22 protein-coding genes are annotated in these 22,672 nt (G+C 66.3%); 14 read left to right on the forward strand and 8 right to left on the reverse strand.

Going from position 1 to position 22,672, the window contains the following annotated elements; genetic code table 11:
- Window positions 1-30: 30 nt before the first annotated feature.
- The gene (locus tag FPJ27_RS05100; RefSeq protein ID WP_204422206.1) at window positions 31-975 is read left to right on the forward strand and encodes a LysR family transcriptional regulator; all 945 of its coding nucleotides are present in this window, start codon (window positions 31-33) and stop codon (window positions 973-975) included.
- 123 nt (window positions 976-1,098) lie between these two features.
- Here FPJ27_RS05100 and FPJ27_RS05105 read toward each other — a convergent pair whose 3' ends face one another.
- Window positions 1,099-2,373 carry an MFS transporter gene (locus FPJ27_RS05105; protein ID WP_204422207.1) on the reverse strand — a complete coding sequence of 425 codons (1,275 nt, stop codon included), beginning with the start codon at window positions 2,371-2,373 and terminating at the stop codon, window positions 1,099-1,101.
- Between the two features lie 442 nt (window positions 2,374-2,815).
- The gene (locus FPJ27_RS05110) at window positions 2,816-3,688 is read right to left on the reverse strand and encodes a LysR family transcriptional regulator (protein ID WP_239483235.1); all 873 of its coding nucleotides are present in this window, start codon (window positions 3,686-3,688) and stop codon (window positions 2,816-2,818) included.
- Between the two features lie 194 nt (window positions 3,689-3,882).
- On the opposite strand from FPJ27_RS05110, the gene FPJ27_RS05115 reads away from it, so the two are divergent.
- Complete coding sequence (locus FPJ27_RS05115; RefSeq protein ID WP_204423060.1) at window positions 3,883-4,920, forward strand: NAD(P)H-quinone oxidoreductase; 1,038 nt, start codon at window positions 3,883-3,885, stop codon at window positions 4,918-4,920.
- Between the two features lie 134 nt (window positions 4,921-5,054).
- Here the strand turns inward: FPJ27_RS05115 and FPJ27_RS05120 are convergent, their stop codons facing one another.
- Window positions 5,055-5,210: a DUF3309 family protein gene (locus tag FPJ27_RS05120; protein WP_072438058.1), complete on the reverse strand. Its 156-nt coding sequence runs from the start codon at window positions 5,208-5,210 to the stop codon at window positions 5,055-5,057.
- A 195-nt stretch (window positions 5,211-5,405) separates the two neighbouring features.
- Here FPJ27_RS05120 and FPJ27_RS05125 point away from each other — a divergent pair, with 195 nt between their 5' ends.
- The 6 genes from FPJ27_RS05125 (at window position 5,406) to FPJ27_RS05150 (ending at window position 11,013) form a co-directional block, all read left to right on the forward strand.
- On the forward strand, window positions 5,406-6,080 hold the full coding sequence (locus FPJ27_RS05125; RefSeq protein WP_204422209.1) for a histidine phosphatase family protein: 675 nt from the start codon (window positions 5,406-5,408) through the stop codon (window positions 6,078-6,080).
- A gap of 19 nt (window positions 6,081-6,099) precedes the next feature.
- Window positions 6,100-7,131, forward strand: a complete 1,032-nt coding sequence (locus tag FPJ27_RS05130) for a phosphotransferase (protein ID WP_204422210.1) — start codon at window positions 6,100-6,102, stop codon at window positions 7,129-7,131.
- A gap of 67 nt (window positions 7,132-7,198) precedes the next feature.
- Window positions 7,199-7,963 (forward strand): SDR family oxidoreductase, encoded by a 765-nt coding sequence (locus FPJ27_RS05135; RefSeq protein ID WP_204422211.1) that lies wholly within the window; start codon window positions 7,199-7,201, stop codon window positions 7,961-7,963.
- A 7-nt stretch (window positions 7,964-7,970) separates the two neighbouring features.
- On the forward strand, window positions 7,971-8,729 hold the full coding sequence (locus FPJ27_RS05140; protein ID WP_204422212.1) for a glucose 1-dehydrogenase: 759 nt from the start codon (window positions 7,971-7,973) through the stop codon (window positions 8,727-8,729).
- A gap of 33 nt (window positions 8,730-8,762) precedes the next feature.
- Window positions 8,763-10,007: an acyl-CoA dehydrogenase family protein gene (locus tag FPJ27_RS05145; protein ID WP_204422213.1), complete on the forward strand. Its 1,245-nt coding sequence runs from the start codon at window positions 8,763-8,765 to the stop codon at window positions 10,005-10,007.
- Window positions 10,008-10,107: 100 nt separating this feature from the next.
- Window positions 10,108-11,013 carry a LysR family transcriptional regulator gene (locus FPJ27_RS05150; RefSeq protein WP_204422214.1) on the forward strand — a complete coding sequence of 302 codons (906 nt, stop codon included), beginning with the start codon at window positions 10,108-10,110 and terminating at the stop codon, window positions 11,011-11,013.
- 34 nt (window positions 11,014-11,047) lie between these two features.
- On the opposite strand, the gene FPJ27_RS05155 is transcribed toward FPJ27_RS05150, so the two are convergent.
- The 3 genes from FPJ27_RS05155 to FPJ27_RS05165 all read right to left on the reverse strand — a co-directional run bounded on the left by FPJ27_RS05155 (window position 11,048) and on the right by FPJ27_RS05165 (window position 15,179).
- Window positions 11,048-12,175, reverse strand: a complete 1,128-nt coding sequence (locus FPJ27_RS05155) for a J domain-containing protein (protein ID WP_204422215.1) — start codon at window positions 12,173-12,175, stop codon at window positions 11,048-11,050.
- Window positions 12,176-12,261: 86 nt separating this feature from the next.
- Window positions 12,262-12,585 (reverse strand): DUF4148 domain-containing protein, encoded by a 324-nt coding sequence (locus FPJ27_RS05160; protein WP_072438072.1) that lies wholly within the window; start codon window positions 12,583-12,585, stop codon window positions 12,262-12,264.
- A gap of 209 nt (window positions 12,586-12,794) precedes the next feature.
- On the reverse strand, window positions 12,795-15,179 hold the full coding sequence (locus tag FPJ27_RS05165; protein WP_204422216.1) for a DNA polymerase II: 2,385 nt from the start codon (window positions 15,177-15,179) through the stop codon (window positions 12,795-12,797).
- 347 nt (window positions 15,180-15,526) lie between these two features.
- On the opposite strand from FPJ27_RS05165, the gene FPJ27_RS05170 reads away from it, so the two are divergent.
- A complete protein-coding gene (locus tag FPJ27_RS05170) occupies window positions 15,527-16,444 on the forward strand; it encodes a hypothetical protein (protein WP_204423258.1) in 918 nt (305 codons plus the stop codon).
- Between the two features lie 81 nt (window positions 16,445-16,525).
- Here the strand turns inward: FPJ27_RS05170 and kdgT are convergent, their stop codons facing one another.
- Window positions 16,526-17,545, reverse strand: coding sequence for a 2-keto-3-deoxygluconate transporter (kdgT, locus tag FPJ27_RS05175; RefSeq protein WP_204422217.1), 1,020 nt, complete (start codon window positions 17,543-17,545; stop codon window positions 16,526-16,528).
- A gap of 280 nt (window positions 17,546-17,825) precedes the next feature.
- Between kdgT and kduI the strand changes: the two genes are divergently transcribed.
- The 3 genes from kduI to kdgR are packed head-to-tail and all read left to right on the forward strand — an operon-like array spanning window position 17,826 to window position 20,414.
- Complete coding sequence (gene kduI / locus FPJ27_RS05180; protein ID WP_204422218.1) at window positions 17,826-18,662, forward strand: 5-dehydro-4-deoxy-D-glucuronate isomerase; 837 nt, start codon at window positions 17,826-17,828, stop codon at window positions 18,660-18,662.
- 4 nt (window positions 18,663-18,666) lie between these two features.
- Window positions 18,667-19,473, forward strand: coding sequence for a 2-dehydro-3-deoxy-D-gluconate 5-dehydrogenase KduD (kduD, locus tag FPJ27_RS05185; RefSeq protein ID WP_204422219.1), 807 nt, complete (start codon window positions 18,667-18,669; stop codon window positions 19,471-19,473).
- A 59-nt stretch (window positions 19,474-19,532) separates the two neighbouring features.
- Window positions 19,533-20,414 carry a DNA-binding transcriptional regulator KdgR gene (gene kdgR / locus FPJ27_RS05190; RefSeq protein ID WP_204422220.1) on the forward strand — a complete coding sequence of 294 codons (882 nt, stop codon included), beginning with the start codon at window positions 19,533-19,535 and terminating at the stop codon, window positions 20,412-20,414.
- A 48-nt stretch (window positions 20,415-20,462) separates the two neighbouring features.
- On the opposite strand, the gene FPJ27_RS05195 is transcribed toward kdgR, so the two are convergent.
- Window positions 20,463-22,061: an EAL domain-containing protein gene (locus tag FPJ27_RS05195; protein WP_204422221.1), complete on the reverse strand. Its 1,599-nt coding sequence runs from the start codon at window positions 22,059-22,061 to the stop codon at window positions 20,463-20,465.
- Here FPJ27_RS05195 and FPJ27_RS05200 point away from each other — a divergent pair.
- Both FPJ27_RS05200 and FPJ27_RS36790 read left to right on the forward strand, forming a co-directional pair.
- Window positions 22,018-22,350 carry a hypothetical protein gene (locus tag FPJ27_RS05200; protein WP_204423260.1) on the forward strand — a complete coding sequence of 111 codons (333 nt, stop codon included), beginning with the start codon at window positions 22,018-22,020 and terminating at the stop codon, window positions 22,348-22,350. The two genes, FPJ27_RS05195 and FPJ27_RS05200, sit on opposite strands and share 44 nt — an antisense overlap.
- Window positions 22,351-22,534: 184 nt before the next feature.
- Window positions 22,535-22,657, forward strand: a complete 123-nt coding sequence (locus tag FPJ27_RS36790; protein ID WP_275557389.1) for a hypothetical protein — start codon at window positions 22,535-22,537, stop codon at window positions 22,655-22,657.
- The last annotated feature ends 15 nt before the right edge of the window (window positions 22,658-22,672 follow it).

The following is a 22,672-nucleotide window of genomic DNA, read 5'->3' on the forward strand; positions in this document are numbered from 1 at the left end:
TTGATGAATCGATAACCTGGAGTAATCGAAATGGGCTCGATCGATCGACGAGACTCGACTCCCCAATTGCTGAACCGGCTGCGCATGCGGCAGATCGCGCTGTTGCTTGCCGTGGACGAATGCTCGACGCTGCGCGCGGCGGCCGAGCAGATGGGCCTCACGCAGCCGGCCGCGACGAAGATGCTGGCCGAACTCGAGAGCGCGCTCGGCCAGCGGCTGTTCGATCGCATCGGGCGCGGGCTGGTGCTGAATCCGGCCGGCGCGCGCGTGCTCGGCTATTTCCGTGGAATCCGCGGCAGCGTGGAGGCGTTGAATCGCGAACTCGCCGAACTGCAGCTTGGTAGCGCGGGGCGGCTGGCGATCGGCAGCATCATGGCGGCGTCGCCGGGGCGGCTCACCGAGGCGTTGGTGCAGTTGAAGGCGCGTTACCCGCTGCTCGCGATCGACATCGCGGTGGACACGAGCGACCGGCTGATGCCGCAGCTTCGCGAAGGCGTGCTCGAGGTGGTGATCGGGCGCAACGTCGGGACCGATTGCGACTTCCGGGTGGTCGACGACGAGGCGCTCGCGATCATCGCGGGCCGCGACCATCCGCTCGCGGGCGCCGGGCCGGTCGAATTCGACGCGCTGCTCGATTACACGTGGATCCTGCAGCCGGCCGGCAGTCCGGCGCGCGAGGTCGTCGAGCGCGAGTTCCGCGCGCGCCACCAGCCGATGCCGCGCGGGCTGGTCGAAACGGGCTCGATCCTGACCACGATGAACCTCGTCGACCGTTCGACGATGCTCGGCGTGATTCCGCTGACCGTCGCGCAGCGCAACGCGGAGCACGGGCTCGTCGCGATCCTCGATTACGAGCTCGATCAAAAGCTGCCGTCATACGGCAGCCTCGTGCGGCGCGACCGGCCGCTGAGCATTCCCGCGCAGCAGTTTCTCGCGCTGTTTCACCGGGAGGGCGTTCAGGACGACGACGATTGAAGAGAGGGCTCGCGGGGTATGCCCGGTTTGCCGATCACGCATCGAGGAACGGAGCGATGCGTGATGGCGACACGGGCGATACGAGCGATACCGGCAACCCGGGCGCCACGGCTGCGAACCGCTTCAGCGCGCCGACGGCGCGGCGGGCGCATCGGCGAGCGATGGCATCGATGCGGACAGCGTGCGATCCGGACGAATCCGCAGCGCGGCGACGATGCCGATCATCAGCATTGCGACCGACCCGATGAACGGCACCGTCCAGCTACCCGTGCGGTCGACCAGATAACCGAATAGGATCGGCGACAGGATCCCCGCGATCGCGGAACCCGCGTTCATCATCCCGCTGGCGATGCCGGCGTGGGTCGGCGCGATGTCGCTCGGCACGGCCCAGATCGGCCCGATCGTCAGTTCGAGGCACAGGAACGACCCTGACAGGCACAGCGCGATGCCGGCCGTGGAATGCACGAACGCGAGCGGCAGCAGGCAGACGAGCGCGCCGGCGAAGCTCGTGACGATCACGCTCTGGCGCGACAGCGCGAGGTTGCCGGTCTTACGGTAGATCCGGTCGCAGAGCCAGCCGCCGAGCGTGTCGCCGACCACGCCCGCGAAGAACACGCCGGACGCGAACAGCGCGGTCGATTTCAGGTTCAGGCCCTGGCCGTTCAGGAAGAACGTCGGGAGCCACGTGAAGAACAGCCACGCGGTCCAGCCGTAGCAGAAGTAGACGAAGATCGTCGGCGCCATCCGGCGGAACAGCGGCCCCCACGGCGTCGGGCCGGACGGCGTGACGAGGCGGGCGGCGCCGCGCGCGTTGCCATCGTCGCCGCCGAGCGGGTGCTCGCGGAAGCCGACGATCCACCACGCGAGCCACACCAGCGTCACCGCGCCGATCACGAAGAACGCGGCGCGCCACGACAGCCACGTCATCAGCGCGGCGACGATCGGCGGCGTGACCGCGTTGCCGAGCCGCGAGAACGAATGCGTGAAGCCCTGCACGACGCCGCGCCGCTCGCGCGGGAACCAGTGCGTGATCGCGCGGGCCTGGGCGGGCAGCGTCGCGCCTTCGCCGATGCCGAGCAGCAGGCGCGCGGCGAACAGCAGCGCGAGACTGTGCACGAGCCCGGTCGTGAAGGTCGAGACGACCCAGATCAGCCCGCAGCCGATCAGCGTGATGCGGGCGCCGAACCGGTCCGCGATCCAGCCGCCGCCGATCTGGCAAATTGCATACGAATATGCGAACGCGGAGAACGCGATACCGAGTTCGGTGTTCGACAACCCGAGTTCGGCCTTGATCGCGCCGGCCGCGGTCGCGAGGTTCACGCGGTCGACGTAGAGGATGAATGACAGCGCGCACAGCAGCCATAGCGTGTGGCGCCGTTGACGGTGATCGTTAGGCATGTGTCTCGCTCCGTTGTCGTGCGCGGCATGGCGTGGATGCCGCGCTGATTGGCGGGGCCAGCATCGCGCGCCGGCTCGGACGCTGTCTAATGAATCTTTTGGATCATTTGATAACCTGAAGCATGCGTTGCAGCCCGATCGTGGCTCCGACGCGGCGATCCTGTATCGGCGGGAACTCGGCGCGCACGGCAGGCAGCCGGTGGGGAAAGCGACGGCCAAGGTCGGCGCGGACGAGATCGTCATCAACGGGCAGAACTCGGCGTGGATCTCGGACGGGGCGGTCGCGCAGGTCGCACTCGCATGCATGGCGGCCGACTACGGCGATGGGTTTTACGGCGAAGGCGAGTGCAGCGCGTTCACGAACGGCATCGCGACGATCCTGCCGCTCGATCTGCCGGTCATGTCGACGGCACCACCGGCGCGCGCCCGCGTGCCATCCGCATCATCGATGCGCGGTGAACGCGAACACGATCTCGTCGATCGCCGCGCGGATGCGCGCAGTGTGGCGCAGGTCGCGGTGCGTGACGAGCCAGACCTCGTAAGGCGCCTGCCTCATGCGCTCCGGCCACAGGCGGACGAGCCCGTCGCGTTCGCCCATATAGACGGGAATCTCGCCGATGCCGAGGCCCGAGCGTACCGCGGCGCGCGCCATCAGGTTCGAGCTCATGCGCGCGACGATGCGCCCGCCGTCGATCGGCTCGCCGGCGAGGGTCGGCGTGCGGCTGGCGTCGATGTACGGCTGGTAGACGATGAGGTCGTGGCCCGCGAATGCGTGGCCGCGCTCGGGCTCGCCGTGCCGGTGCAGATAGTCGTGCGACGCGAACAGGCCCATGTCCCATTGCGCGAGGCGGCGTGCGACCAGATCGGGGTTGTCGGGCCGCACCGTACGGATGGCAATGTCGGCTTCGCGCTTCGCGAGATTCAGGATTTGCGTCGACGTGTTCAGCGCGAAGGAGACGTCGGGATGCTTCGCATGCAGCCGCGCGATCGACGGCATCACGAACTCGATCGCGAGTGCATCGGTCGTCGTGATCTTCACCTCACCGGCAAGCCGCCGGTCGACACCCTGCGTCAGCCGCACCAGCTCGTGTGCATGTTGCTCCATCGCCTCGGCGGCGCGCAACGCCAGTTCGCCGACCGGCGTGGGCAGATAGCCTTTCGACGAGCGCAGGAACAGCGTCGCGCCGAGCATGTGCTCGAGCGTCGCGAGCCGCCGCCCGACCGTCGCCTGATCGACGCCGAGCGTCTGTGCCGCGCGGCGCAGCGTGCGCTCGCGATGAATCGCGAGGAATACGCGTGCGTCGTCCCAATTCATCGTTTGTCCCGACTGATGCATTTTTGCATTCCCCGATCGGCAATTCGCTGCGTGCCCGCGAGCGGCATCGCCCATAGACTGGCCTCACACACATTGCGATGCCGCGATTCGGGGATGGCCCGCGAATCGGCCGCGCATCGACGAACGTTGAGGATCATATCGTGATTGACGATGCCCAAACCCTGCCCGCCGACATGACCGCGATCGAAATCGTGCGCCCCGGCGGCCCTGAAGTGCTCGTGCCGGCCACACGCTCCGTGCCGTCGCCGGGCCCCGGCGAAGTGCTGATCCGGATTCACGCGGCCGGCGTAAACGGCCCCGACGTATTCCAGCGCAAGGGGCTGTACGATCCGCCGCCCGGCGCGTCCGACATTCCCGGCCTCGAGATCGCCGGCGACGTCGTCGCGGTCGGGCGCGGCGTCACGCGGTTCGTCGTTGGCGACCGCGTCTGCGCGCTGATTCCCGGTGGCGGCTATGCGCAATACGCGGTGGCGAACGAGAACAACACGCTCGCGATTCCCGACGGCCTCGGCATGGCCGAAGCGGCGGCGCTGCCGGAGACCTTCATGACGGTCTGGCTGAACCTGTTCCAGCGCGGTCGGTTCGAGGCCGGCGAGAGCGTGCTGATCCACGGCGGTGCATCGGGAATCGGCACGACGGCGACGATGCTGGCGAAGGCGTTCGGCGCGTCGACGATCATCACGACCGTCGGCTCGGACGCGCAGCGCGACGCGAGCATGCGGCTTGGCGCGGATCTCGCGATCGACTACCGCAGCGAGGATTTCGTCGACGAGGTCGCGCGCTTCACGGGCGGCAAGGGCGTCGACGTGATCGTCGACATCATTGCCGGCGACTATGTCGCGCGCAATTTCGCGGCGGCCGCTGTAAATGGCCGCATCGTGCAGATCGGCGTGATTAAAGGCCCCGCGAAGGAGCTCGACCTGTTTCCGATGCTGACGAAGCGGCTCACGCACATCGGCTCGACGCTGCGCTCGCGCACCTACGCGGAGAAGGCGCAGATCATTCGCGAGCTCGAAGAGGCCGTGTGGCCTCTGATCCGGCAAGGGGCCGTCAAGCCGCAGGTTTACCGGCTATTCGATCTTCGCGATGCGCGCGCCGCGCACGAACTGATGGATTCGGGTCGTCATATCGGCAAGATCGTACTGGTGACGCCCGCGGCGGATCGATCGTTGCAGGCCGCCGTCGAGGGAAACACCACGCGTTCCACATGATCGGCAGCGGCTTCAGCCCCCGTCGGAGGGGCTGAAGCCGCAGGCAGGGAATGCCAGACAATCCGTGATACTGAATATGTCGCCGCATCCCGCCGGAACAGGCTGCCAGGCAGCACGACCGGCACCTCCGGGCCTCAGATTTGACCCAACAGCACCAGCACGACGACGATGACGACAATCAGCCCGACGGTGCTCGACGGCCAGTAGCCCCAGCTTCGGCTGTGCGGCCATGTAGGAAATGCTCCGATGAGCAACAAAATCAGTATGACGATAAGGATCGTACCGAGCATCGCATCCCTCCTGGAATATGGTCGACTTGACGGCGGTTGGCGCCGCAATTCCCGTGCCGCCGGACGGGGTCCGGTAAACGAGCCCGATGGGGGGCGACTGGATTCATGAAGTGAATACCAGTCGATTCAGAAAATAAATTTCAAAAATGCATGGCCGCCCCCTATGCTGAATCCTTCTGATCTGGCGGGCATGCGATGGCTGAACTTTTTCTGGTACGGCACGGGCAGGCGTCGTTCGGCACTGACGACTACGACCGGCTGTCCGCGGCCGGCGAGCAGCAGGGCGTGTGGCTCGGCGAATACTTCGCGCGTCAGGGCCTCGCGTTCGATCGCGTGATCTGCGGCACGCTGAACCGCCACGCGCAGACGGTCGACGCGATCCTGCGCGGGATGGGCCGCGAAGGTGTGCCGTACGACCGCCATCCGGGCCTGAACGAATACGACTTTCACGGGCTGTTCGCGGCCGCGGCCAGCGACTATCCGGAAATCGCACGCCTCGCCGCCGGTTCGATGAAGGAGCACTTCCGCGCGCTCCGGCAGGTGCTGCACCTGTGGTCGGACGACAAGCTGGGGGATTCGGCCCCCGAAACCTGGGCCCATTTCCAGCAGCGCGTCGCTGCTGCGCGCGACGCGATCCGTCACGCAGGCGGCCAGCGCGTGCTCGCCGTGAGCTCCGGCGGCCCGATCGCGGTCACCGTGCAGCAGGTGCTCGCGGCGCCGCCGTCGAGCGCGATCGCGCTGAACCTGCAGATCCGCAACAGCAGTCTTTCGCAGTTTTTCTTCAACGCCGATGCGTTCCACCTCGCGTCGTTCAACGGCATCCCGCATCTGGAGGATCCCGAACGGCACGCGCTGCGAACCTACGGCTGACCCACGAACGATCGCGACGATGACGAATCCTTCCCAGCAACTCGATGTGGCCCGCCTCACGCGCTATCTGGAAGCGCACGTGCCGGGCTTCGAAGGCCCGGTCGACACGGAGAAGTTTGCCGGCGGCCAGTCGAATCCGACTTTCCTGCTGCACGCGAAGAGCGGCCGCTACGTGCTGCGCCGCCAGCCGCCGGGCGAACTGCTGAAATCCGCGCATGCGGTCGACCGCGAATTCCGCGTGCTGACCGCGCTGTCGGGCACCGCCGTGCCGGTCGCGCGTCCGTATCACCTCTGCGTCGACCGCGACGTGATCGGCAGCATGTTCTACGTGATGAGCTTCGAGGACGGCCGGATCTTCTGGGATCCCGCGCTGCCGGAGCTGCCGAAGGCCGATCGCGCGGCCTGCTACGACGCGCTGCTGCGGACGATGGCCGCCTTGCACGACGTCGATGTCGACGCGGTGGGCCTTGCCGACTACGGCCGCCCCGGCAATTACTTCGAGCGCCAGATCGGCGTGTGGACGAAGCAGTATCGCGCGGCCGAAACCGAGCGCCTCGACGCGATGGAGACGCTGATCGACTGGCTGCCGAAGGCGTGCCCCGAGGACACGGGCCGGCCGGCGCTGGTGCACGGCGATTTCCGGATCGACAACCTGATGTTCGCGCGCGACAGCTATCGCGTGCAGGCCGTGCTCGACTGGGAACTGTCGACGCTCGGCAACCCGCTCGCCGATCTCGCGTATTTCTGCATGTGCCTGCGGCTGCCGTCCGGCGGGCAGGTGCGCGGGATCGCGGGCCTGGATCGCGCCGAGCTCGGCGTACCGGATGAGGCGGCGATCGTCGCGCGCTATTGCGAACTGCGCGGGATCGAGCCGATCCGCGACTGGCATTTCTACCTCGCGTTCAGTTTCTTCCGCCTCGCGGCGATCGCGCAGGGCGTGAAGGCACGCGCGCTGCAGGGCAACGCGTCGAGCGAGCAAGCGCTGCGCGTCGGCGCAATGGCCGGCCGGCTCGCCGAACTGGCCGTGAGCGTGATCGACGCGCATCGCTGAAATCGCCGGCATCGCCGGGATCGCAGAACGGCGACACGACAAACCATCAATGGAGGAGCACAACGACATGGCAACGAATCTGTTCGACCTGACCGGCAAGATCGCGCTGGTGACGGGCGCGAGCCGCGGCATCGGCGAGGAAATCGCGAAGCTGCTTGCAGAGCAGGGCGCACACGTGATCGTGTCGAGCCGCAAGTTCGACGATTGCCGGGCCGTGGCCGACGCGATCGTCGCGGCGGGCGGCCGCGCCGAGGCGCTGGCGTGCCACGTCGGGCGGCTGGACGATATCGCCGCGACGTTCGAGCATATTCGCGGCAGGCACGGGCGGCTCGACATCCTCGTGAACAACGCGGCCGCGAATCCGTATTTCGGGCACATCCTCGATACCGACCTCGCCGCGTACGAGAAGACGGTCGACGTGAACATCCGCGGCTACTTCTTCATGTCGGTCGAGGCCGGCAAGCTGATGAAGGAGAACGGCGGCGGCGCGATCGTCAACACGGCGTCGGTGAACGCGCTGCAGCCGGGCGACCGGCAGGGCATCTACTCGATCACGAAGGCGGCGGTCGTCAACATGACCAAAGCGTTCGCGAAGGAATGCGGGCCGCTGGGCATCCGCGTGAACGCGCTGCTGCCGGGCCTGACGAAAACGAAGTTCGCGGGCGCGCTGTTCGCCGACAAGGACATCTACGAGACCTGGAAGGCGAAGATCCCGCTGCGCCGCCACGCGGAGCCGCGCGAGATGGCCGGCACCGTGCTGTATCTCGTGTCGGACGCGGCGAGCTACACGAACGGCGAATGCATCGTCGTCGACGGCGGCCTGACGATCTGAGCGCGCGATGAAAATCGACAGCTACGCCGGACAGACCGTGATGATCACCGGCGCCGCGAGCGGCTTCGGCGCGTTGCTCGCGAGCGAGGTGGCCGCGATGGGCGCGCGACTGGCGCTCGGCGACCTGAACGGCGAAGCGCTCGAACGCGTGGCCGCGCCGCTGCGCGCGGCCGGCGCCGACGTGATCGCGCAGCGCTGCGACGTGCGTGTCGAAGCGGACGTCGCGGCGCTGGTGCATGAGGCCGCCGCGCGCTTCGGGCGGCTCGACGTCGGTATCAACAACGCGGGCATCGCACCGCCGATGAAGGCGCTGATCGACACCGACGAAGCCGATCTCGACCTGAGCTTCGCGGTGAACGCGAAGGGCGTGTTCTTCGGAATGAAGCACCAGATCCGCCAGATGCTCGCGCAGCGCGAAGGCGTGATCCTGAACGTTGCGTCGATGGCCGGGCTCGGCGGCGCGCCGAAGCTGGCCGCATACGCGGCGTCGAAGCATGCGGTGGTCGGGCTCACGAAGACGGCTGCGCTCGAATACGCGCGCCACGGCATTCGCGTGAACGCGGTGTGCCCGTTCTACAGCACGACGCCGATGGTCACCGACAGCGATCTCGGCGACCGCCAGGATTTTCTCGCGCAGGGCTCGCCGATGAAGCGGCTCGGCCGGCCCGACGAAATCGTCGCGACGATGCTGATGCTGTGCGCGAAGGAAAACACTTTTCTGACCGGGCAGGCCGTCGCCGTCGACGGTGGTGTCTCGGCCTTCTGACCGAACCGAACAAGGAATCTCGAGGAGTCGATCATGGACTTTGGCTACACCCCGAAAGTGGAAGAACTGCGCGAACGCGTGCGCGCGTTCATGGATGCGCACATCGTGCCGCGCATCCGTCAGTGGAACGAGGAAGTGCATGCGGGCCAGTATCCCGTGTCGTTCATGGAGGAGCTGAAGGAACGCGCGAAGGCGGAAGGGCTGTGGAACCTGTTCCTGCCGCACCTGAAGGGCGACGAGCCCGGCACGGGCCTGACGAACCTCGAATACGCGCCTCTCGCCGAGATCATGGGGCGCGTGAGCTGGGCGTCGGAGGTGTTCAACTGCAATGCGCCGGACACGGGCAACATGGAGCTGCTGCACATGTTCGCGACGCCCGAGCAGCGCGAACAGTGGCTGCTGCCGCTGCTGCGCGGCGAGATCCGCTCGGCGTTCGCGATGACGGAGCCCGACGTGGCGTCGTCGGATGCGACGAACATCACGACGCGCATCGAGCGCGCGGGCGACGAGTACGTGATCAACGGCCGCAAGTGGTTCATCACGAACGCCGCGCATCCGAACTGCAAGATCTTCATCGTGATGGGCAAGACCGATCCCGGCGCCGAGTCGCACCAGCAGCAGAGCATGATCCTCGTGCCGCGCGACACGCCGGGCGTGACGATCGTGCGCAACATCACGGTGGTCAATCACCATGCGCCGGAAGGGCACTGCGAGATCACGTTCGACAACGTGCGCGTGCCGGCGCGCAACCTGCTCGGCGAGGAAGGCAGCGGCTTCGCGCTCGCGCAGGCCCGCCTCGGGCCGGGCCGCATCCATCACTGCATGCGTTCGATCGGCGCGGCCGAACTCGCGCTGGAACTGATGGTCGACCGCGCACAGTCGCGCGTCGCGTTCGGCAAGCCGCTGAACCGGCACGGCACCGTCGGCGAATGGATCGCGCGCTCGCGCATCGAGATCGACCAGGCGCGCCTGCTGGTGCTGAAGGCCGCGTGGATGATCGACAAGGTCGGCGCGAAGGCCGCGCGCAAGGAAATCTCGATGATCAAGGCGCTCGTGCCGACCGTGTATACGGACGTCTGCGACCGCGCGATGCAGGTGTTCGGCGCGGCGGGGTTGAGCCCCGATACGCCGCTCGCCGATCTGTGGACCTGGGGCCGCGCGCTGCGCTTCGCCGACGGCCCGGACGAGGTGCACCTGCAGGCGATCGCGCGGATGGAGATCAAGGACGGCGAGCCGGGCTCGACGGCGCCTTACCTGACGCCGCCGCCGCGCGATTGAGCGGCGCGCCGGGATGTGCAACGCACCTGGTGCCGCTCGCGGGGCCGGCGTGGACGAACGAATGGCGCACGCCTTAAGATGCCGGCAAGGAGATTCGGCGATGCGCCTTTCGAAGATTGATCTGAACCTGTTCGTCGTATTCGAGGCGATCTACAACAAGCGCAACCTGACGCGGGCGGCCGAGGTGCTGAACCTCACGCAGCCGGCCGTCAGCAACGCGCTGGCGCGGCTGCGCAAGACGCTGAACGATCCGCTGTTCGTCAGCACGCCGGCCGGGATGATGCCGACGCCGATGGCCGAGAACATCGTCGGCCGCGTGCGCGAGGCGCTGCAACTGCTCGATTCGAGTGCGCACGAAGGCGACGTGTTCGATCCCGCATCGTCGGCACGCGTGTTTCGGCTCAGCATGAGCGACCTGACCGAAGCGCTGCTGCTGCCGGCGCTCGGCGAACTGCTGCAAACGCATGCGCCCGGCATGCATGTGCGCAGCTACACGATGGACCGCCGCGAAGTGGCCACCGCGCTCGCGAACGGCTCGGTCGACATCGCGATCGACGCACCGCTGATCGGCGATCTGCATCTGCACCAGGCGCTGCTCGTGCGCGACCGCTACGCGTGCATGATCCGCGACGATCACCCGTTCAAGGGCAACACGCTGACCATGGACGACTACCTGTCGATGGGGCACATCCACGTGTCGAGCCGCCGCAAGGGCAGCGGGCACGTCGACGCGGAACTGACGCGTCTCGGGCTGCGCCGCAACATCCAGATGCGCGTGCAGCACTACATGGTCGCGCCGCTGATCGCGATGCGCGGCGATCTCGCGCTCACGGCGCCGCTGCGGCTGCTGCAGCGCTATCCGGCGCGTATCCTCGAACTGCCGTTCGAGATGCCGGGTCTCGATTACTTCTGCTACTGGCATCGCAGCGCCGATCAGGACCAGGGCAGCCGGTGGCTGCGCGAACAGTTGATGACGCTGATGGGCGGGATGGGCGAGCCGCGGTGACGCTCGACGTTCTGCGGGCAGAGCGCGTGTGCGCTTAAAACGGATCGTCGTCGACGCGGGAGGATGCTTGCCGGCGCTTCATGCCTTTCAGCCAGTCCCTGACCTTTTCCGGATCGTCGAACTCGCGCAGCGCCACGGTCAGGTCGTGGTTGCTGCGCTGCATGCCGGCAATGTCGCGCGCGAGCATGCGGACGACGGTATCGGGCGCCAGCTTGACGGACGGCGCGATTCCATACGTCCGCCGGAAACCGGTCTCGACGTGCAGGATCTCCTGATCCAGTTCGCGGATCTGTTCCTCCAGGATGCCGTTGTAGCGCGTCAGCCGATCTTCGCCGAGGCCGGCGATCGCGCGCCGGTCGATCTGCTCGATCTCCAGTTGCAGTTCCAGCAGTTGCAGGAGATTGCCTTTCGCATAAGCGCGGTTGACCCGCTGCATCAGCACGGTCTTGCGTTGCTGCTCCTGCGGATCGGTTTCGCGATCGGGATGCAGCGCGCTCGCGAGCTTGCGATAGACCTCGCGGATCGACTTGCTCGATTCGGCCTGCTCGGCTTCGCGTTTGGCTGCCGCGGCGGATTGCCGGGGTGCTTTCTTGCGCTTCGCGCGCTGTGCCTCGCGGGCCTCGTGGGCGGCCATGTCGCGCTTGAACTGTTCGTCCTGTTCGGCTTGCATGCGCTCGGCAAGTTCGTCGGGAGACAGCGTGTCGAGATCGTCTGCCGGTTCGGCGGCGGGTATCGGTTCAGGTTCCGGCTTCGTCCGCGCCGGGGCGGCCGCTGCGTGGCCGTCGTCGCGGGATGTGCCGTGCCGGTTGTAGATGACTTTCAACGCCGCGTCGTCACTGACGTCGAGCAGGTCGCGCGCCATATCGGCGATCAGCCCGGACAGCGTGCGCTGGTCGGCCTTGCTCAAACCCTTCTGCAGGAACGCGTCGTCGAGCAGATTGAGCAACCGGATCCGCAACGCCGTCGACGCCTGCTCGAGCGGCAACAGCCCGTCGACGAATTTTTTCTGGAAGATCGGCATGACGGCTTCCCACGCACCGAGACGTTCGCGCCGTTTTTCGATGTGCTCGACGAGCGTATTGAACGTCTTCTGGGCTTTCGACAGGCTGGCTGTCTCGTGGCTGGGCGCGATGACGACCGCGGCTCCGCGACGTGCGGTCATGATTGATGTCCTCCGGCCGCGGCAGGAGGCGCGGCAGGCCGGTATTTTAGCCGGACGAGCGCGCCCCCGAAACGACCGGCAGCGCGTTACCGCTTCATTGTCGCGACCGCCGGCGTGCCCGAATCCGTGCCCGGTGCGCCGTTCGCCCCGTAGGCGGCTTCCGCGCTCTTGCGTTCGGCGAGGCGCTTGGCGGCCAGGCGTTCCTGCGCGGCGACGATGTCGCCCGGATAGTTGTCGCCGTCGCCGGCAACCGGCTCGTAGCCGACCGATTCGAGGTCGAGCAGTTCCTGGCGCACTTGCGCGCGCGTGAGCGTCGAGTGCGACGACTGCGCGTACGACGCGGCCGGTGCGGCGAGAAGGGCGGTGGCGGTAGCGGCGACGGCGGCGATGGTGACGATGACGGATTTCACGGTTTCCTCAGATGATTTCGTTGCGGTTCGGCACGAATTCGCTTCGCTGAACCGACGAGACAAGTTTAGGAACCCGGACTGGCCGGATAAATGGCGATTCCTGACCAGCTGTGTTGCAGGATGAGTCAGAGTGAACGTGCGTGCGCAACACGACGAAGATCGACGTCAGGCGGAGGAGAGTTTGCGGTGGCGTGCGCAGCGCCGTTGCATCAATCGCCGAACAACTGCCCCTGCCCGGAGATGACGCGTTCGAAATCGTCGCGCAGGAACGGCAGGATCGCATCGGCGACGGGCTGCAACTGGCGGCTCAGGTAGAACGCGTAGTCGATCGGCGAGCGCATCGTTTCGAGCGGCTCGGGGCCGGCCGTCGTCATCACGTAGCTGATCCAGCCGCCGCGCTGGTACTGCAGCGGCCTGCCGTGCGCCTGGTTGAACTCGTCGGCGATCCGCGCCGCGCGCACATGCGGCGGCACGTTGCGCTCATATTCGCGCAGCGGCCGGCGCACGCGCTTGCGATAGACGAGCTGGTCGTCGAATTCGCCGGCGAGCGTGCGCCGCACGTAGTCGCGGATGAAATCCTGGTACGGCTCGCGCCGGAACACGCGCCGGTACAGCTCGCGCTGGAACTGCTGCGCGAGCGGCGTCCAGTCGGTGCGCACCGTTTCGAGCCCCTTGAAGACGAGGTCCTCGCCGCCGTCGGCCGTCGCCGCGAGGCCCGCGTAGCGTTTCTTGCTGCCTTCTTCCGCACCGCGCACGGTCGGCATCAGGAACCGGCGGTAATGCCGCTCGTACTGCAGCTCCAGCGCGCTTTCGAGCCCGAAGTGGTCGCGCAGGTGCGCGTGCCACCAGCGGTTCACGTGCTCGACGAGCCCGAGGCCCTTGTGTCCCGCTTCGTCGTCGTCGTGCGCGCGACCGAGCCAGACGAACGTCGAATCGGTATCGCCGTAAATCACTTCGTAACCCTGAGCTTCGATCAGCTCGCGCGTGCGGTGCATGATCTCGTGGCCGCGCATCGTGATCGACGACGCGAGGCGCGGGTCGAAGAAGCGGCATCCCGTCGAGCCGAGCACGCCGTAGAACGAATTCATGATGATCTTCAGCGCCTGCGACAGCGGCGCGTTGCGCTGGCGCTTCGCGTCATCGCGGCCTTCCCACACGCGCCGCACGATATCGGGCAGGCAATGTGCGGTGCGCGAGAAGCGCGCGCCGAGAAAACCGGGCACCGATGTGTCGTCGCCGGGGTTCGCGAGCCCTTCGATCAAGCCGACCGGATCGATCAGGAACGTGCGGATGATCGACGGATAGAGGCTCTTGTAGTCGAACACGAGCACCGAGTCGTACAGGCCGGGGCGCGAATCCATCACGAAGCCGCCGGGGCTGTTTTGTCCCGTCACGTCGCCGAGGTTCGGCGCGACATAGCCGAGCCGGTGCATGCGCGGCAGGTACAGGTGCGTGAACGCCGCAACCGAGCCGCCGGTGCGATCGGCGGCGAGCCCGGTGACGCTCGCGCGTTCGAGCGCGAAGGACAGCAGGTCGGCCTTGTCGAAGATGCGCGTGACGAGCTCGCAGTCCTTCAGGTTGTAGCGCGCGAGCGCCGGCTTGTCGTGGTCGAAGCGGCGCTGGATTTCGTCCATCCGCTGGTACGGATTGTCGATCGACTTGCCTTCGCCGAGCAGCGCTTGCGACACGTATTCGAGGCTGAACGACGGGAACGTCCATGTTGCGGATTTCAGCATGTCGATGCCGTCGAGGATCAGGCGGCCGGCCGCGCCCGCGAAGAAGTGGTCGGGCTGCTGGCCGTGTGCGCGCCAGTCGAGCACGCTGCCGCCGCGCCCGAGCTTCAGCGGCACGCCGTATTGCTCCGCGTGCGCATGCAGGATGCGCAGGTCGAACTGCACGAGGTTCCAGCCGATCACCGCATCGGGATCGTGTTCGTCGAACCAGTCGTTCAGCCGCGCGAGCATCGCGGGCCGGCTGTCGCAGTAGTCGAGGCGGAAGTCGACGGCGCTCGCGTCGCCGCTTTCGTCCCCGTTCGGCGGGCCGAGCATGTAGACCTGTCGTTGCCCGCAGCCTTCGAGCGCGATCGAATACAGTTCGCCGTGGACGCTGGTTTCGATGTCGAGCGACACGCAGCGCAGCGCCGGGCGGTAGCCGGTCGCGGGCTTCAGCTCGCCGCCGGTCAGCGTGTCGTCGTTGCCGGGCTGGCCGCGAAACTGCACGCATGCCGTGATGAAGCGCTCCATCGCGTAGCGGTCGGGCGGCTGCACGTCGGCTTCGTACACGTCGACGCCGGCCGCCGCGAGGCGCTTCTGGAGCCCGGACAGGTGGCGATAGCGCCGGCAATAGAGACCGACGACCGGGCGCTGGCTGAAATCGCGCAGCGCGAGCGGGCGCAGTTCCGCATCGCGTTCGCCGGCCAGTGTGCGTTCGGCGAGCGCCTGCTGTTCGGCCGGAATGAACGCGACGGCTTCCTGCGGGCGCAACCGCACGCGGCGCGGACCGTGTTCGGTTGCCAGCCAGAACTCGATCTCGATACCGGTCGCGGTGTCCCGCCAGTGGCGGGTAAGGATGAAACCCTGCTCGAACGCCGTCAAAACGCTTGCTCGTCGTGGATGCTCAGGCGGCGGATTTTAGCGCTTGGGCGCGGTCTGTGCCGATGGCGGGCGCATATGGCATCAGGTGGCAGGAAGCCGCGGTGCGACGCGCCATCCTGTGTGTGCCGCATCGGTCGGCCGCAGTAGCCAGCGGCGCGCAACGACCCTGTGCCGCTTCTGCGTGACGTATTCGTCCACGGTGAGTTCTCGCACATGCCCCTTATACTCGATTGCACCGACGTGCGTCGCAATCATCACTGGCACCCTCGCGCCCGGCGCTTTGCCTACATCGAAGTCAGAATCGGCACGAGAATCCCCACCATAGCCTCATTGACCCCGGAGTCCACATGAATTCGCCCACCCGGCCCGTCTCGTTACCCGTTGCGGCGGCTCTCGTCGCAGCGCTCATCATCACGGTGCTGTTTCTATCCGGTCTCTACGTGCAATTGACGAAGTTCTCGCCAACCTCGCAGACGGTGGCTTTGCAACTGGCCAGTTTCATCGAGAACCTGGTGTTTCGAACTGGCCTGGTTTATCTGATTGTTCGATGGCACGGGGAGCATCGCGATCAGCTTGCGTTCCGGCGCCCCGCGTGGCTGCTGACGGTCTATGCGTTATGCCTGCTGGTCTGGCAGATCGCGCAGATATTCATCATCCAGGCGGTGGTGCTAAGTCTGGCCGGCAATGGCACCCATCTGACGGCCATCGTGAAGCTCATCGCGCCGGTGAGTGCCGTCCTCTATGCGTTCGTGGCCTGGCTTGCGTGGTGGTTCGTCACGCGCATGTTTCGCGACGATGCATTGCCCGAGGCGCCTCGCGGTCACGCAGCGCGGTACATTGCAGGCCTCGCGGCCTGGCTGTTCGCAAGCGTATGGCTGCTTTTGATGACCTGGACGGTGCCGATATTGCTCGACAACTTTGACGACGACCTCGCGCGTGTGATGTTCAGCTACGTTGGCGCGGTTGCCGTTCCAGCAGCATTGGTTTTTGCGGGAGCGAGGCTCGGCCTGCCTCGTGATCTCGTTCGACTGTACGGCTGGCGTCTGCTGGGCGCATCGCTCGCGGCGATGGCATCCGTTTCGGTTTTGTTCTATTTGGCGTTGCACTCGCTGGGCAACCTGCTTGGGGTGAGTGTGTTGTCCGGAATGATGGCGATCGTTGTTCTCGGCGGAGCCTTTGTGGCTTACTGGGTGTGGTTCCGCGTGTTCTACGCTCCTGTTGGCCGCGACATTGTGGAAACGTCTCAGGGAATGCCGTCGTCGTAGAAGCCGAACGTGGATGGGGGCGATTCGCCGGCGCACGGCACGACGGCGGATCACCGGAAGATTACAGTTCCCGACGCCCCCTCACACATGCCCCTCATGCTCGACCACTCCCCCGCGCGCCGCTCGCCCGGCAACCACCACCGGCGCCCCTGATATCCGCGCCACCCGCTTCGCCCACATCGCCGTCAGAATCGGCACGAGAATCGCCGTAACGAGGCACGCAGTCGCGACGATCGCGGTCGCGGCCGGCACCATCGGTTTGAACCTCGGAATCATCTCGCCGATGATCGCCGGATTCGCGACCGCGGCGCCGGCTGTCGACGACGCGGCGAGCCCGGCCGTGCCGTTGCCGCCGCCGACGAATTTGTCGGCGAGGATCAGCGGCACACCCGTCACGACGATCACCGCGAGCCCGAGCGCGATGCCCGGCAGGCCGCTTTTCGCGATCACGTTGAGATCGATGCCGTTGCCGAGCGCGAAGCCGAAGAACGGGATCAGCGGATGCACGCAGCGCCCGAACAGCTCGCGCAGGTCCGCATCGAGGTTGCCGAGCGTGAAGCCGATCAGGAACGGCAGCACCGCGCCGACGAACAGCCGCGTCTCGAACACCGCGACGCCGGCCGCGCCGAGGATCAGCATGCTGACGAGCGGCCCCGATTCGATCGACATCAGCACGAACGCGCCGGCTTCCTCCTTGCTGCCGTACTGCTGCATCACGGCCGCATAGAGGCCGCCGTTGGTCATGTCCATCGACGTCGTGATCGCGAGCAGCGACAGGCCCGCGAACAGGCCCGTCCGGATGCCGTCGTCGGGGATGAACCGCGCGGCGATCAACGTCGCGAGCCACGCGACCACGATCTTCGTCGCGAGCAACGTGCCCGATTTGCGCAGCACGACGCCCGTCGCGCGCAGGTTGATCGTCGCGCCCATGCAGAAGAACCACACGGCGAGAATCGGCACCGTCCCCGCGATCAGGCCATTGGTGAACGAGCCGAAATACTTCCCGGCATTCGGGGCGAACGTATGCACGCACGCGCCGAGCAGCATCGGGACCAGCATGAGCCCGCCGGGAATGCGGTCGATGGCCTGTTTCAGCTTCACGTCTCCTCCGTGGACGTCGATGCGTCCCGTTGTCAAATGATGTCTGCTGACTGACTATAGGACATGATTCGGAACGCCGGTCCGTTTTTATGAATTTGTCGGCTAGTCGTATACCCGTAATACAATAAATTGCTGATAAAAAAGGGATTAATTGCGCAGTGGCGCGATGCGAAGAATTCGGTTCGTCGTTCCGAATTTGCAAAATTTGTGCTTCAATTCATCGTATGACCGTCGGCCGCACAGGCATCGGCGGCGTGTCCATCCCCCACGGAGAACCGGCATGGAAGTGCGGCAGGGCATACACAGCGAACACGCGAAAGCGCTCGATACGGCCGGCCTGCGCCGGCATTTCCTGGTGGAAAACCTGTTCGCACCGGACGCGCTGTCGCTCACCTACAGCCATATCGACCGCATCATCGTCGGCGGCGCGTGGCCGGCCACGCGGCCGGTCGAGGTGCCTGCGTCGCTCGGCGCCGCGATGGGCGTGAGCCATCTGCTGGAGCGGCGCGAACTGGGCGCGATCAACATCGGCGGGCCCGGCTGGGTCGAGGTCGACGGGCAGCGTCACGCGGTCGGCACCGAGGAGGGGATCTACATCGGGCAAGGCGGGCAGGGCGTCGTGTTCGGCAGCGACGATCGCGCGCATCCCGCGAAGTTCTACGTGAACTGCGCGCCCGCGCACACCGCGTATCCGACGCGCACCATCACGCTTTCGCAGGCGTTGCCCGAAACGCTCGGCGATGCGGCGACGAGCAATCGCCGCACGATCTACAAGTTCATCGTGCCCGACGTGCTGCCCACGTGCCAGTTGTCGATGGGGATGACGAAGCTCGAGCCGGGCAGCCTGTGGAACACGATGCCGTGCCATACGCACGAGCGCCGGATGGAGGTGTATTTCTACTTCAACCTCGCCGACGATGCGGCCGTGTTCCACATGCTCGGCGAACCGCAGGAAACGCGCCACGTGGTCGTGCACAACGAGCAGGCGGTGATCTCGCCGAGCTGGTCGATCCACTCGGGCGTCGGCACGAAGGCGTACACGTTCATCTGGGGGATGGTCGGCGAGAACCAGGTGTTCAAGGACATGGACCACATCGCCGTCGCCGACCTGCGCTGACACCATGAAACGCGACAACCCCGATCTTCCTTCCACCGATGCGTGTTCCGCGTTCGCCGGCCTGTTCGACCTGACCGGCAAGGTCGCGATCGTCACCGGTTGCAACACGGGGCTCGGCGCGGCGATGGCTGTCGCGCTCGCGTCGGCCGGCTGCGACATCGTCGGCGCGAACCGCTCGGCGCCGGATGCGACGTCGGCACGCGTCGCAGCGGCCGGGCGGCGCTTCGTCGACGTGCGCGCGGACCTGTCGACGCTGGAGCCGGTCGAGCGGATCGTCGGCGGCGCGGTCGATGCGTTCGGTCACGTCGACATCCTCGTCAACAACGCGGGCATGATCCGCCGCTGCGACGCGCTTGATTTCACCGAGGCGGACTGGGACGCCGTCGTCGACGTGAACCTGAAGAGCGTGTTCTTTCTGTCGCAGGCGGTTGCGCGGCAGATGGTGCGGCAGGGGCGCGGCGGCAAGATCGTGAACATCGCGTCGATGCTGTCGTTCCAGGGCGGCATTCGTGTACCGTCGTACACGGCGTCGAAGAGTGGCGTGCTCGGCCTTACGCGCTTGCTCGCGAACGAATGGGCGGCGCGCGGCATCAACGTGAACGCGATCGCACCCGGCTACATGGAGACCGACAACACCGCGCAGCTGCGCGAGGACACTCGGCGCAGCGACGAAATCCTCGGCCGCATCCCGGCCGGCCGCTGGGGCGTGCCCGACGATCTCGCGGGCGCGGCCGTGTTCCTCGCATCGCGCGCGTCGGACTACGTGCACGGCCACACGCTCGCCGTCGACGGCGGGTGGCTCGCGCGCTGACCGTATCGCATGGCGGACGCGTTATGCTCTCCCGTTTCGCATCTCATGGGTTCACGGACATGACAGCAACGCCCAGGCAGCGCAAGCGCGATCAGGCGAACATGGCACCGCAGGCCGACCCGTCGGCGGCCGGCGCCGCGGAGAAGGCCGATTCGGTCGCGGCCGTCGGGAAGGTCTTCACGATCCTCGCGGCGCTCGGCGATCGCCGCGAGATCGGCATCAGCGAGCTGTCGCAACAGCTCGGCATGTCGAAGACGACGGTCCATCGCTTCCTGCAAACGCTCAAGACGCTCGGCTATGTCGCGCAGGAAGGCGAGACCGACCGCTACCGGCTGACGATCCGGCTGTTTGAGCTCGGCAGCAAGGCGCTGGAGAGCGTGGACCTCGTGCGCGAGGCCGATCTCGAGATGCGCCGCATCGGGCAACTGACGCGCGAAGCCGTGCACCTCGGCGCGTTCGACGAGGACGCGATCATCTACATCCACAAGATCGACGCCGATTACGGGCTGCGCATGCAGTCGCGGATCGGCCGGCGCAATCCGCTCTACAGCACGGCGATCGGCAAGGTGCTGCTCGCGTGGATGTCGCCCGACGAGGCGCGTGCGGTGCTGGCCGGCATCGAGTTCAGGAAGTCGACCGCGAAGACGCTGTCGTCGGCGGACGCGGTGATGAGCATCCTGCCGCATGTGCGGCAGCAGGGCTACGGCGAGGACAACGAAGAACAGGAAGACGGCCTGATGTGTCTTGCCGTGCCCGTGTTCGATCGTTTCGGCCGCGTGATCGCGGGGCTGTCGATTTCGTTTCCGACGATGCGCTGCGGCGCGGATACGAAGGCACATTACATCGCATTGCTGAAGGAATCGGGGCAGGCGATTTCGGCGCGGCTCGGGCATCGCCCGGAAGCGGCCGGCATCGAGCAGGCGGCTGTCGCGCAGGATTGAGCGTTCGAGGTGCGCGCAATATGGCCGCGCACCTCGGCGGCAACGCCGCTACGCCCATGCGCAATCGCGCCTCAGGTTCTCCGCCGGCTGCGGCCACTGATACAGGTAGCCTTGCGCATACTGAATCCCGATCGCCTCCAGCGCGCAATGCTGTGCTTCGGTCTCCACGCCTTCGGCGATGATCTTCAAGCCGTAGTAATGCGCGACGGCGGCGATCCCCTCGATCAGCCCTGCGCCGCCATCGCTCAGTCGTGCGATGAACTGGCGATCGATCTTCACGTAATCGAACGGAAAGCGCGACAGCATGTCGAGATTGCTGTGATTCGTGCCGAAATCGTCGATCGCGAACTTTGCGCCCTTCGACCTGAGCGCATGGAATATCGCGGTGGTCCGTGCGTTCTTTTCGAGCAGGATGCGCTCGGTGACTTCGAGCACCAGCGTAAAGCCGGGCGGCAGCGAGCGGATTGCTTCGTCGACGACGGATACGAACCGCGCGCTTTCGAGATCCTTCGGCGAGACGTTTACGGCGATGCGCAGCGGCACGGACGGCGTCAGCGCGGTCAGTTCGGACACGGCCGTCCGCAGCACGAATTCGGTCACCTTCGGCAGGATCGTGCTCGATTCGACCTGCGGGATGAACAGGGCCGGGCTGATTGACCCCCATTTCGGATGGTGCCAGCGCAGCAGCGCCTCGACGCCGACTGTCCTGCACGTCCGGACGTCGACGATCGGCTGGTACACGACATGGAACTCGTTGCGCCTGAGCGCTTGGCGAACGGCCTTCAGCAACAGCCGCCGCGGCGCCATCGCCAGCAGGTAGGCGGCCGTCACGAGGCCATCGGCGAGCAGCGCGATCGTCATGCAGATCAACCGATAGTGGCGCTGGACCTGCGACGCGTAGTGCGTCGACGCGGCGACCGACACCATGAACGGCCATCGGTGCGACGCGATCGTGCTTCCGTCTGCGAGGCCTGCGTCCGATTCCGGCGCGTACTTTCCGTTCTGGTCGAGATGGCCCGAACCTGCGATCGACAGCGTCGCGGTTTCCGTGCCGTGATGGGCGCCGCGCGCGAGCGCGTCGGCCACGTAGTCGCCCTCGATCAGGTAGAGAACACCCGCGCCGCGCGCGGTGGCGCGAAACACGGACAGCGCCGGAATGCCGTGCTGAAACGGCGTCTGGCGCAACAGCGTGACGCTTGTCGATCCCGGTTCCGGCTCGCGCGTGTATGCGTCGAGCGGCACGTCGATCGCGCCGAGCGCCGACGAGCACGTGACGCGACCGTGGTTCACCAACCCGACGGCACGCAGGTAGCGCAGGCGAGTGCCCACTTCGGCCAGCGTCCGGAAGATCGTCGCGCATGGCCGTCCGACGAGCGCGGTCAGTTCGTCCGCATGTCGCAGACGAACGCCGTCGAGGATGCGGTCCACCGATGCCACGATGTCGTTCGCGGTGACGCGCTCGTGAGTGGCGACGGCATCGCGCGCGTAGCGATCGGCAAGCACGATCGCCAAGGTCGGCACGAGCACGCAAACGATTAGCGTAACGAAAAAGACAACCCGCGGCCACGCGCCGCTGCGCTGGAAAACTGGCTTAGAGCCTGGCGTGAGCGCCGACATTCCCGCAGTTGCCTTTGGTGTTGTTCGCATGGAGACGCAGGCCGAACCGGTCGATGCGCAAACGGCAAGCATGCGTCATGCCGGGTCCGGCAATACGGCGCGCGCCGATATCCCGATGCTGATCGATTCAACGGTCGTGAGGGCCATGGGCGGCGGCACCTCGCGATCGGCCATTCATCCGGCGGCTCGCGTCCATAACATGGGCCTGTTGCGCATGTACGTTGACGGAGCACACCGAAAAAAACCCCGGCCGCAGGATCGTGCGGCCGGGACGAAAGACACCTTCTCTTGGCACGAGGATGGTGCGCGCCAAGTATAAGGCGCGACGCGAGATTCCGAAATATTGTTATTCAACAAATGGTGTAGTTTTGTGATTACATCTCGACAGGAAATATTTCTGCGCGGCGCCGTTTTCGTCGATCCAATGCCGGTGCATGAGCGGTCGCTGCGCGAAGTCGGCCGCGCGGTACGCCGCGCGCGACACGATCAGCGGAGAGCATGGAGTGCTGTCGAAAGGTGAACGACAGGAATGGCCGGGGCTGCTCGATCGCAGTGCCGATCCCGCGATGCGGGCCGGTATCGTAGGCACGTTCATGCAGGTGCTGAAGCGGTCCGACGTCGAATGATCGATGCGGTGCCGG

Source organism: Burkholderia sp. MS455 (genome assembly GCF_016899445.1).
Taxonomy (GTDB): Bacteria; Pseudomonadota; Gammaproteobacteria; order Burkholderiales; family Burkholderiaceae; genus Burkholderia; species Burkholderia pyrrocinia_C.